At 69.5% G+C, this 11,753-nt stretch carries 5 protein-coding genes; 3 read left to right on the top strand and 2 right to left on the bottom strand.

Annotated features, from left to right (window positions below; genetic code table 11):
• Window positions 1-19 precede the first annotated feature (19 nt).
• The 3 genes from recC to recD are packed head-to-tail and all read left to right on the top strand — an operon-like array spanning window position 20 to window position 8,909.
• Window positions 20-3,361, top strand: a complete 3,342-nt coding sequence (recC, locus tag LC407_RS14865; RefSeq protein ID WP_223483100.1) for an exodeoxyribonuclease V subunit gamma — start codon at window positions 20-22, stop codon at window positions 3,359-3,361.
• Complete coding sequence (recB, locus tag LC407_RS14860; protein ID WP_223483099.1) at window positions 3,358-7,032, top strand: exodeoxyribonuclease V subunit beta; 3,675 nt, start codon at window positions 3,358-3,360, stop codon at window positions 7,030-7,032. The genes recC and recB overlap by 4 nt, the downstream gene beginning before the upstream one ends.
• Window positions 7,029-8,909 (top strand): exodeoxyribonuclease V subunit alpha, encoded by a 1,881-nt coding sequence (recD, locus tag LC407_RS14855; protein ID WP_223483098.1) that lies wholly within the window; start codon window positions 7,029-7,031, stop codon window positions 8,907-8,909. The genes recB and recD overlap by 4 nt, the downstream gene beginning before the upstream one ends.
• A 310-nt stretch (window positions 8,910-9,219) precedes the next feature.
• Here the strand turns inward: recD and LC407_RS14850 are convergent, their stop codons facing one another.
• The gene (locus tag LC407_RS14850) at window positions 9,220-9,618 is read right to left on the bottom strand and encodes a hypothetical protein (protein WP_032978532.1); all 399 of its coding nucleotides are present in this window, start codon (window positions 9,616-9,618) and stop codon (window positions 9,220-9,222) included.
• Between the two features lie 94 nt (window positions 9,619-9,712).
• The gene (locus LC407_RS14845; protein ID WP_218788213.1) at window positions 9,713-11,752 is read right to left on the bottom strand and encodes an FUSC family protein; all 2,040 of its coding nucleotides are present in this window, start codon (window positions 11,750-11,752) and stop codon (window positions 9,713-9,715) included.
• Window position 11,753 lies beyond the last annotated feature (1 nt).

Below are 11,753 nucleotides of genomic sequence, written 5' to 3'. Positions count from 1 at the left end.
GTGCTGCACACTGTGCACGATGAGTGACCCGGGCAGCGACTTCCGCCTCTACCATTCCAATTCGCTGGACGTGCTGGCTGCCCTGCTGGCGCGCAACGTGCGTGTGCCGGTGCCGGGACAGCCGCTGCTGGCGCCGGAGGTGGTGCTGATCCCGCAGGTGGCGATGCGGCGCTGGCTGCAGGCGACACTGGCTGCCGAGTATGGCGTGGCCGCCAACCTGGAATTCCTGACCCCCGGTGAGTTCGTCGCCCGTGCGTTGAACGCCAATGTCGAGGGCGAAGCCGACGACCTGGACGCGGCCGCCCTGCACTGGCGCCTGTACCAGGCCCTGCGCGATCCGCAGCTGCTGGCGCAGCCACCGATGCGCGCGCTGCAGTCCTATCTTGCCGGGGGCGACGCGCTCAAACCCTGGGCCCTGGCCGGCGAACTGGCCTCGGTGTTCGAGAAGTACCAGGCCTGGCGCCGCGACTGGCTGCTGCGCTGGGAAGCCGGCGCCGACGCGGCCGATCCGCAGGCCATCCTGTGGCGCAGCATCGCCGCCGGCCACGGTTACCGCGCGCGCCGCATCCAGGCGTACCTGGACCGCTTCGAGGGCGCCGGCCAACCGCTGCCGCAGGGCCTGCCGCCGCGGATGTCGGCGTTCGCCACCCTCAACATCTCGCCCGACGTACTGCGGGTGATGGCCACCCAGTCGCGGGTGGGCGAACTGCATTTCTATCTGCCCACGCCGGTGCAGTCCTACTGGGGCGACCTGCAGACCCTGGCAGAGCGCCTGCGCAGCGGTGCGCCGGACCCGTTCGGCGAGGCCGCCGGCGAGAACCGCCTGCTGGAAGCGTGGGGTGCGGCCGGCCGCGATTTCATGGCGGTGCTGGGCAGCTATGAAGTGGTGCATCCGGCCGGCGAGATCGCGGCTTATTCCGACCCCGAGCAAGACACGCGGCCGACGATGGACCAGGGCGGGCTGTCCGACAGCCTGCTGCATCGCCTGCAGCGCGACCTGTTCCACCGTCGTGCCTTGCCTTCCGGTGAACTGCGCGATGGCCTGCGCAGCGACGACCCGAGCCTGCAGGTGCACGCCTGCCACACCCGCCTGCGCGAGCTGCAGGTGCTGCACGACCAGCTGCGCAGCCTGCTGCAGGACCCGCGCTTCGACCCGCCGTTGCAGGCGCGCGAGATCGCCGTGCTGGCGCCGGACATCGATCCGTATGTGCCCTATCTGGAAGCGGTGTTCGGCGGACGCGGGGGCGAGGACGAACACATTCCCTACGCGCTGGCCGACAGCAGTCCGTTGGCTGGCGAGCCGCTGGCCGACGTGTTCGTGCACCTGCTTGGCCTGCCGATTTCGCGCTTCGGCCTGAACGAGGTGCTGGATCTGCTGGCCAGTGCACCCCTGGCCGAGGCCGCCGGCCTGGAAGCGGTGGACTTCGACCGACTGCATGGCTGGCTGCAGCAGGCAGGCGCACGCTGGGGCCTGGATGCCCAGCATCGCGACCAGCTGCAGGCCCCCAGCGATGACGCCTACACCTGGCAGTTCGCGCTGGATCGCCTGCTGCTGGGCCACGCCACCGGCAGCGAGGTGGATCTGGTCGGGGTGGCTCCGTGGATCGAACTGGAAGGCGGGGCGCTGGATGCGCTGGACCGGCTGCTGCGCCTGCTGCGCGTGCTGGCCGTCTACCAGCGCCGGCTGGGCGAACTGTTGACCCCGGCACAGTGGCGGCAGCGCCTGCTGTCGCTGCTCGATGCCCTGCTGCCGACACCACCCAGCTCGCCCAACAGCCAGCGCGCGCTGGAGCGCCTGCGCAAGCTGCTCAACCAGTTCGCCGAAGATGCGTACAAGGCCGGGTTCGCCGATGGCGTGCCACCAGAGGTGGTGCGTGCGCACTTCGCCGGTGCGCTTGCCGAGGCCGATACGCGCGCGCCGCTGCTGACCGGTGGCATCAGCTTCGGCCGCATGGTGCCGATGCGCCTGCTGCCGTTCCGGGTGATCTGCGTGCTCGGCCTCAACGATGGTGATTTCCCGCGTCGCGACCCGGCCGCCGGCCTCAACCAGCTCACCGCCGAACTGGATACGCCGCGCCGCCGTCCCGGCGACCGCTCCACCCGCGAAGACGATCGTTTCCTGTTCCTGCAGTTGTTTGCTGCTGCGCAGGACGTGTTCTACCTCAGCTACCTCGGCGCGGACCCGCGCGATGGCAGCGTGCGCGAACCCTCGGTGCTGGTCAGCGAACTGATCGATGCCGCCGCGGCCTATCACCTCGATCCGTCGACCGCCACGCGGGACTTCACCGTGCGCCACGCGCTGCAGCCGTTCTCGCCGGCCGCCTTCGGTGACGGCGATCCACGCCGCTTCAGCTACCGCCGGCAGTGGCACCCGGCCGCCGGGCGGCTGGGCGGGCAGCGCGGCGGCCTGCTGCCGTGGTTCGACGCCGCACTGCCGCCGCCGGTGGACGACGCGGTGGAAGAAGAGGTCTCGCTGGAGAGCCTGCGTCGTTTCCTGTGTGATCCGGCCGGGCAGTTCCTCGCACAGTCGCTGGGCCTGCGCCTGGCCGACGACGTCGAGGACGTCGACGACCTGGAGCCGCTGGTGCTGTCCTCGCGTGGGGCGGAGAAGCGCAGTGTGCAGCTGGCCGTGGTGCAGGCCACCTTGGCCGGTGACAGCGAGCCGCTGTACCCGCGGCTGCGCGCACGCGGGCTGCTGCCGTCGGGCATCCTCGGCGAGCGCCAGTTTGAAGTGGAGCGGCTCAAGACCCGCCCGTATGCCACGGCCATGCTGGGCTGGTTGCAGGGCACGCCGCTGGAGAGCCGCCGCTATGAAGTGGAGATCGACGGCGTTCGCCTGCATGGCCGGGTCGGTGATCGCCATCCCGAAGGCCTGGTGCGCCTGCGCGCCGGCGCCCTCAACGGCAACGCGGTGATCCGCCAGGGGCTGGACTGGCTGCTGGCCAACGCCGCCAGCGATGCCTTGCCGCTGGTGCAGTTCTACGACGGCGGTGATGCCGGCCCCGGTCCGCATGCATTGCCTGCCTTGACCGTGCCCGCAGCACGCGCGGCATTGCGCGCGCTGCTGCAGCTGCGCCAGCGTGGGCTGCGCGAACCACTGCGCTTTGCGCCCTATACCGGCTGGGTGCTGTTCAACGCGCCGGTGGAAAAGCAGCGCAGCGAAGGCTGGAAACAATGGCATGGCAGCGACCGCAGCTGGGGTGAAGCCAACAGTGATGCCTGGCAGCTGCTGCTGCGTGGCGCCGACCCGTTCGCCGACGACGTCAGTTACGCCGACCTGCTGCGCAACAGCCAGGTGGTCTTCAGCGCCGTGCGCGAAGGGCGCGGCTTCGGCAATGATCCACAGGCGGGCCACGCATGAGCAGCGGTGCCGAGGGCGCTACCATCAACACGCATTGCCCCGACCCTTACCTGGCGTTGCCGCTGCACGGCACGCGACTGATCGAAGCCAGTGCCGGCACCGGCAAGACCTTTACCCTGGCCACGCTGTTCACCCGTCTGGTGGTTGAGCAGGGCCTGCGTATCGGGCAGATCCTGGCGGTGACCTTCACTGACGCCGCCACCCAGGAACTGCGCAAGCGCATCCGCGAGCGCCTGGCCCTGGCTGCGCGCCTGGTCGATCTGCCGCCGGGCGACGATGAAACACCCGATGCGCTGCTGACCCGGCAGGTGCTGCAACGTCATCTGCAGGACGGCACGGAAACCGCAAAAGCGTTGAAGCGGCGCCTGCAGGTAGCCGCCGACGAGATCGACCTGGCTGCGATCTTCACCATCCACGGCTTCTGCACCCGCGTGCTGCGCGAACATGCGCTCGAAAGCGGGCATACCTTCGACCCGCCCGAGCTGTTGGCCAGCGATCGCGAGCTGCTGGAAGAGCTGGCGGCCGATCTCTGGCGTGTGCATGCCAACGACCCGGCAACGCTGGAACCGCTGACCTGGTTGTGGTCCCACCCGGATGCGCTGGCGGCTGACCTGCGCGCGCTGCTGGCATCGCCACCGCTGCACCCGCCACTGCAGCCGCTGGCCGTGGACGATCCGCGCCCGGCGCTGCAGGGCACGGCGGCGGAACTGTCGATGGCCGTGCGCGAGCATGGTGAGCGCTTCTTCCTGGACCTGTGCGAAGCGGTCGACAACAAGTGGATCAACGGCGTTTCCTACAAGCTGGGCTGGCTGCACCCGCTGGGCCGGCAGCTGTTGGGCTGGGCCGAGCGCGGCGACGCAGCCGAACTGCTGTCCAGCGACCGCTTGCCGGCGCTGCTGCCCGATGCGCTGGTGGCCAAGACCAACAAGAAGTCCGCCGACCGCACACCGTCCTCGCCGCTGCAGGCACCGCTTGAGCGCTACGTGGCACTGCTGGCCCAGCGCGAACAATGGCTGCGTGCCACGGCACTGAACTTCCTGCACGCCCTGCGCGAGGAAGCCACCCAGCGCCTGTCCGTGCTGAAGCGCATGCGTCGCGTGCAGACCTACGACGATCTGATCGACGGCGTCGCCCGCGCGTTGGAAGGCCCGCAGCGGCTGGCCCTGGTCAAGCAGCTGCGGGCGCAGTACCGCATCGCCCTGGTCGATGAATTCCAGGATACCGATGACCGCCAGTGGGGCATCTTCCATACCGTGTTCGGCGCCTCGCCGGAGGTGGACGAACTGGGGCTGCAGCCGGCGCTGTTCCTGATCGGTGACCCCAAACAGGCCATCTATGGCTTCCGCGGCGGCGACATCCATACCTACCTGAAAGCCAAGCAGGTGGCCGAGCAGGCACCGGCGCTGGACCAGAACTTCCGCTCGCGCCCGGCCGTGCTGCGCGCGCTGCAGGCGCTGTATGACAACGCTGGCGAAGATGCCTTCCTCGAACGCGACATCCGGTTCGAGCCGGTGCGGCCCGGTGGCGTGCGTGTCGATGAGGACTACCTGCGCGATGGCCGGGCCGCACCGGCGCTGACCCTGCGCCTGCTGCGCAGCGACGGTGAAAAAGCCCTTGGCGCCGATGCGTCGCGCGACGCGGCGACCCAGGCCTGTGTGGCCGCGATCCACCAGATCCTGCTGGAGGCGCGTGCCGGCACCGCGCTGCTGCGTGGGCGCCCGGTGCAACCCGGCGATATCGCCGTGCTGGTGCGCTCGCATCGCGAAGCCACGCTGGTGCAGCGTGCACTGGCCGCAGTCGGCATTCCTGCGGTGGCGGCCGGCAAGCAGAGCCTGTTTGCCACCAGCGAGGCCCGTGACCTGCGTGCATTGCTGCTGGCGTTGCTGCAACCGGCCGACGAAGGGCGACTGCGTACTGCATTGGCAACGGTACTGCTGGGGCAGCGCGCAAGCGCGATTGCCAGCATGGAGCGTGAGGGGGACCTGCAGCGCGGGTTCCAGGCACAGCTGCTGCACTGGCGCGAGCGCTGGCAGCGTGGCGGCCCGTTCGCGGTGGTGGCCGATGTCTGCGCCGCGCAGGGCGAGCGCCTGCTGGCACTGATCGACGGCGAGCGGCGCCTGACCAACTACCTGCAGCTGGGCGAACTGCTGCAGGAAGCCTCCGCGCAGGCACTGGGCATGCACGGCCTGCTGGACTGGCTGCAGGGGCAGATGGCCAATGCCGACCAGGATGACGAGCAACAGCTGCTGCGGCTGGAGTCCGACGCGCGACGGGTGCAGATCATCACCCTGCACAAGAGCAAAGGCCTGGAATACCCGCTGGTGTTCCTGCCGTTCGTGGGCATCGATGGCGGCGCGCCGAACACCGCCACGCACTGCACCGTGCACCTGCAGGGTGAGCGCCAGCTGCATTGGAAGCTGGACAGGGACGACGCCTGGGACGCGGCCAGCAGCCAGCGCGAGCGCGAACAGCGTGCAGAAGACGCGCGCCTGCTGTACGTGGGCCTGACCCGCGCCGAGCATGCCTTGTGGATCGCCACCGGCGATCTGGCAGGCCATGCGAAGACCCGCCTGGCCCCGCTGCTGGGCGACCTGCAGGCGCTGCGAGCGCACGCGGACGTGGACCTGGATGACAGTGCGCCGCCGGGCCGCCTGCCGCAGCTGCTGGCCGAAACCGAAGGTGAGCTGCCTGCGGTGCGTGCCTTGACCCGCCGGGTGCCACATGACTGGTGGGTCTACAGCTTCACCCAGCTGGCGCATGCCGACGCTGGCAACGGCGACGATATCGAAGCGGCGGCCACCGAACTGCCGGCACCGGCTGCCGACGAACCCGCCGGTGCCGAGCTGCCGCTGGAACCGGCGCTGCCGGACGCTGCCGCAGAAGACACTGCGCCGCCGGATCCGCGCTTCATGGGCAGCCGCTTCGGCAATGTGCTGCACGATGCACTGGAGAACGTCGACTTCGCACTGTGGTCGCACTGGCAGCCGCAGCAACCGGCACCGGAGGGACAGGCCGACGTGCTGCGCCGCTCGCTGCACGACGAGGGCTATGCCGACGAGGATCTGGACGATGGCGTGGCGGTGCTGGTGCCGCTGGTCGGCCACACCCTCACCGTACCGTTGCCCGAAGGCGGTGCGCTGTGCAGCGTGCCCGAGCATGAGCGCCGGGCCGAAATCGAGTTCCACTTCGCCATCGAGCCGACCGCAGTACCGGTGCTGCTGCAGCTGCTGCACGAGCACGGCATCTCCAGCGCACGGCGCGGTTTCGGCCTGCGCAGAAGGCTGGAAGGCCTGATGACCGGCAAGATCGATCTGACCTACGTGCGCGATGGCCGCTGGTATGTGCTGGACTACAAATCCAACCGGCTGCCGGGTTACAGCCCGGACCTGCTGGAGATCGCCATGCGCCACAGCGAGTACGACCTGCAGGCGCTGATCTATACCGTGGCCCTGCATCGCTGGCTGCGCTTCCGCCTGGGCGCGGCATACGACTACGCGCGCGACATGGGCGGTATCCGCTACCTGTTCTGCCGGGGCCTGGATATTGCCGGCAATGGCGTGCACGTGCAGCGCTTCGCGCCTGAGCTGGTGGATGCGCTGGATGCCTTGTTTGCGGGCGGCGAAGCAGCCCAGGCCGAGATGGCGGCGCGCGCGCGCGGAGAAACCGCATGAACCTGCTGCGCGATCTGCATCGCAGTGGCCAGCTGCGCACCCTGGACCACGCCCTGGCCATCAGCCTCAAGCGCCTGCGCGAAGACACGCCGGACGACGTGGCACTGGCCGCCGCACTGGCCTCGCTGGCCGTGGCGCAGGGGCACGCTGGCTTCGATCCGCGCCAGCCCCAGCGCGTGATCGATGGCATTCCGGCATGGCCCGAACCTGCGCAGTGGCTGGCGCAGCTGCAGGCCTCACCCTGGGTGGCGACCCCGCAGGATGCCGGCGCCGCCGCCGCGGAAGCGCCGCTGGTGCTGGAGAACGGTCTGCTGTACCTGCGCCGCTACCGGGAATACGAGCGGCAGTTGGCTGTCGGCCTGCAACGCATCGGCCGCCATCCGCTGCCTGCACCGGACATGGCCGCCGTGGCGCCCCTGTTCGCGCGTCTGTTCCCGCACGCCGCAACGGGTGAGGACCACCAGGCCCGTGCGGCTGGCGTAACCCTGCGCCACCCGCTGGCCCTGGTCACCGGTGGGCCCGGTACCGGCAAGACCACCACCATCGCCCGCCTGCTGCTGCTGTTGGCGGCACAGGCGCAGCACCAGGGCCTGCCCGTGCCGAAGGTGGCGTTGGCCGCACCCACCGGCCGCGCTGCCGAGCGCATGGCCGAAAGCCTGCGCCTGGCCGTACAGCGGCTGCAGGAGCAGGGGCTGGACCCGGCGCTGTGCACCGCGCTGCCCAGCACAGGCACCACCCTGCATCGCCTGCTCGGGGTGATTCCCGATTCACCGCGCTTCCGCCATCACGCCGACAACCCGTTGCCGGTGGACGTGGTGGTGGTCGACGAAGCTTCGATGATCGACCTGCCGCTGATGGCCAAGCTGGTCGACGCGATCGCCAGCGGTACCCGCCTGATCCTGCTCGGCGATCCCGACCAGTTGCCGTCAGTGGAAGCCGGTGATGTGCTCAGCGCCATCCTGCGCGCCAGCGGCGATGGCATCGGCACCCGTGCCGACGATGCGCAGGCGCTGCATGGACTGCTGGCAGCGGCGACGCTGCAGCCGCAGGCACCGCCGCGCGCGTTCGCAGGTCGCCGCGTGCAGTTGCAGCGTGGCTACCGGCAGAGTGATGCGCTGGACCTGGCGCCGCTGGCGCAGGCCGTGCGTGGCGGTGACAGTGGTACCGCCCTGCGCCTGCTGCGCAGTGGCGGGCTGGCTGGTGTCCGCTTCCATGAAGGCGAGGCGGACCCGTTGCGTGGCCAGCGCGAGCATCTGCTCGACCACTGGCGCGCACTGGCCGACGCAGTGGACCCGGCGCAGGCACTGCAGCAGGCCGGCCGCCTGCGCGTGTTGACCGCACTGCGCGAAGGCCCGCAGGGCGCGCGTGGCCTCAACAGCCGCATTGAACAGCTGCTGGCTGGCAACACCCCGGGCTACTTCCAGGGCCGGCTGCTGCTGATCACCGAAAACAGCTACCGCCACCGCCTGTTCAACGGCGATATCGGCATCTGCCTGCGCGATGGCACCGGTGCGATGGTGGCCTGGTTCCCCGGCGAGACCGCCGACCAGCCGCGCGCCTTCCACCCGGCAGCGTTGCCCGCACACGAGAGCGCGTTCGCGATGACCGTGCACAAGGCGCAGGGTTCGGAGTTCGATGAGGTGTGGTTGCAGCTGCCGAGGCAGGACAGCCGCGTGTTGTCGCGCGAACTGGTCTACACCGGCCTGACCCGCGCCCGCCAGCGCCTGCAGGTGGCCGGCAGCGCCGAGGTGCTGGAGGCGGCATTGAAACGACATGCCAGCCGCCTTGGTGGCCTGGCCTGGCGACTGGGTGCGGAAGAGGTAACCGAGGAACCGGCGCGCTGCGAAGAACCCACCGTGCAAGGCACGTTGTTCTAACGCCGCCCTTACCATCACGTCGGTCACCTTCTTCCACGCATGGCGTGGATCTACCGTGTCGACCAAGGTCGACACTCACCAGAAGCAGGACATGCCATTCCGACAGATCGCGGAAACCTGTCGAAGGCGGGGTGGGTCCGGTTGCGGGGGCGTGAGCGCCATGGATGGCGCGACCGAGCTTACAGGGACGTACTTGCAGCGTCCCCCGCAACCGGACCCACTCCGCCATCCCAAGGATCGCCCGCTTTTGCCGTTGCCGTTGCCGTTGCCGTTGATTCGGCGGGTGCAGGGCGCAGCCCTGCCGCCAAATCTATTCCGGCATCAACACCAACCCATCCGGATACACGATCGCCGCTTCATCCGCACTGACATCGAAGAACCCCACGCCGTGCTTCTCGGCCAGGTCCTGCACCCGCCCATGCGCGCGCTCGGCCACCGAGTACGCGAACGCGCCATAGATCACATGGCGGCCGATGCTGTACTCGGTCACCTCGGCGCGATCATCATCGTCATTGCTCAGCGGGCCGTTCATCGGCGGAAACTCCTGCGCCATCTCCGCGAACCATGCCTGCAGCGCCGGGCTGCTGACCGCCGGGTCGTCGTACTCGTGGCTCTCGCCCCACTGCGCCTGCTTCTCGAACCAGGCGATGAACGCCGCCGCTTCACGCGGGGCGACGCTGGCCTCGAACACCATCATGTCGTAACTCATTGAACCGTCCTGTTGCCGTGGCGTAAGGACGCCGGGCATGGCCCGGCGCTACCGGATGACGATGGTAGCGCCGGGCCATGCCCGGTGGATCGCATCAGACGGACGGCGCTGCGGTGTCCGCCAGTCCCGGCGCCAACGCCTTCGCTTCCGGGAACAGCGCAAACCGCAGGCCGACCAGGCCCATCAGCGCCTCGTCGCGCGCCTTGCAGGCGGCCACGCTGCCAACCCGTCCCAGCGAGGTGTCCAGCCGTTCGCGCAGCGCCTCTGCCGCCACAATCGGCTTGCGTGCGGCGATCTGCCGCCGATAGTGCACGGCCACTTCCTCCAGGATGTGCTCGACCGCCTCACGGCTGCGCTCCGGCAGCTCCAGGCGGGCGCGGCGCAGCTGCAGGATGTTCAGGCCGATGCGCGCCTCGTTGAGCATGTCCACCGAGGCGATGTCGCTGCCTTCCGGGGTCGCCGCCAGGCGCGGTGCCAGCAGGCCGAGCAGATCCAGCATGCGCGCAGCGAAGCGCTGCCGATCCTGCTGGCCACGGCCTTCGGCCGCTTCGGCCAGGGTGGTCCAGCCCTGCCGTACCAGCCGGCGCGCGGTCCATTCGGCACCCACCGAGCGGAACAGCCGGGTCATCACCACCGCAAAGCCAATGCCGATGAACATCGCGATCGACGAGTTGGCGAAGGTCTGCACGTTGGCACTGTAGGTGTTCTGCAGGCTGAGCAGCGCAGCCAGGTTGACCGTCAGCGGCAGCGCGAACAGCGCGCTCTTCGGGTGGTGCAGCAGCAGGCCCAGTGGCAGGAACACCACTGCCAGCACCAGCGCCAGCAGGCCGAAGTCGTGCACGGCGGGGAACACGCCGAACAGGTACACGCCGGCCACCAGCGAAGCCACCATCGCCCACACCAGGAACGAGACCATGCTCGGCGCCGGGTCGTCCTGTGCCGCGAAGAACGCGGCGGTCACCGCGGCCATCATCGCGCCGTTGCCACCGCCCTCCCAGCCCAGGCCGATCCACAGCACGCAGTAGCTCATCAGCGCCACGCCGGCGCTGAGCGCGGAGAACAGTGCCATGCCGTAGTCGACGTGCTTGTCGGTGGCGGCGCGTTCGGTGCGGATGCGGTAGTGCGCACGGTCCAGCGGCGCGGTGCCCTGGTCGATCGCGTGCTGCAGGGTGCGGCAGTCCTGCCACAGGTCCACCAGCTCCTCCAGGCGCAGCAGCAGGCTGGCCAGCTGCAGGTGCTGCAGATCGCGGTCCACCTGTGGCTTCAGCGCACTGATGCGTGCGCGCAGGCGCGCGTAGTCGCTGGCACTGGATGGCGTGTCGATCCAGTCGTGGATGTCATCGACCAGCGTCGGCAGGCCCTCGGGCAGGGTCTGTCCATCGCTGCGCAGCGCACTGAGGCGGTCGGCGATCGATGACAGCACCGGCAGCAGCAACAGCATGCGTTCGCGCAGGCGCTCCATCGATACGGCCGCGCCGGCATGGCGTGGGTCATCGCGGCGCAGGAACTCGATCAGTGCCTCGAACTGCACCAGGTCGGCGGCCAGCCGGTTGCGTGGGGCATGCGCGCGGCCGCGCTCGAGGATCTGCCGGCACCACTGCGCCGCGTCCTCCATCCAGTTGCCGATGCGCGCGCCGAGCATCGGCCGCACCGAGGCCGGGAACAGCAGCGAGGCGAACAGCACCGCTACCACCGTACCGAGGATGATCTCCTCGCTGCGCGCCACCACGGTGTCGAAGATGGTCTCCGGCGAGGTCACCGCCGGGAAACCGATGAATGCAGTGGTGTAGCCGGCCAGCAGGAACGCGTAGCCACGTGGGCCACGGTTGAGCAGGGCCAGGAACAGGCAGCCGGCCAGCCAGATCGACATCGCTGCGCTCAGCACCAGCGGCGTTTCCACCAGGGCGGGCAACATCAGCAGGGTGGCCAGGCCGGCGGCCAGGGTGCCGAGGATGCGGTACACGCCCTTGGCCCGGGTCGGGCCCAGCAGCGGCTGGCTGACGATGTACACCGTGCCCATCGCCCAGTACGGGCGCGACAGGTTGCCGGCCATGGCGATATACAGCGCGACGATCGCTGCCAGGTAGGTCTTGATCGAAAACAGCCAGGCCTGGCGGTCGGTCAGCCCGTTCATC

This window comes from Stenotrophomonas sp. OVS01A, assembly GCF_019969775.1.
GTDB lineage: Bacteria > Pseudomonadota > Gammaproteobacteria > Xanthomonadales > Xanthomonadaceae > Stenotrophomonas > Stenotrophomonas indicatrix.
The sequence above is the reverse complement of the archived record's forward strand: the minus strand, read 5'-3'. Positions and strand labels throughout refer to the sequence as shown.

Coding starts and splice junctions, on each gene's coding strand:
- recC (WP_223483100.1), top strand. CDS start 20: ATGAGTGACCCGGGCAGCGACTTCCGCCTCTACCATTCCAATTCGCTG.
- recB (WP_223483099.1), top strand. CDS start 3,358: ATGAGCAGCGGTGCCGAGGGCGCTACCATCAACACGCATTGCCCCGAC.
- recD (WP_223483098.1), top strand. CDS start 7,029: ATGAACCTGCTGCGCGATCTGCATCGCAGTGGCCAGCTGCGCACCCTG.
- LC407_RS14850 (WP_032978532.1), bottom strand. CDS start 9,618: ATGAGTTACGACATGATGGTGTTCGAGGCCAGCGTCGCCCCGCGTGAA.
- LC407_RS14845 (WP_218788213.1), bottom strand. CDS start 11,752: ATGAACGGGCTGACCGACCGCCAGGCCTGGCTGTTTTCGATCAAGACC.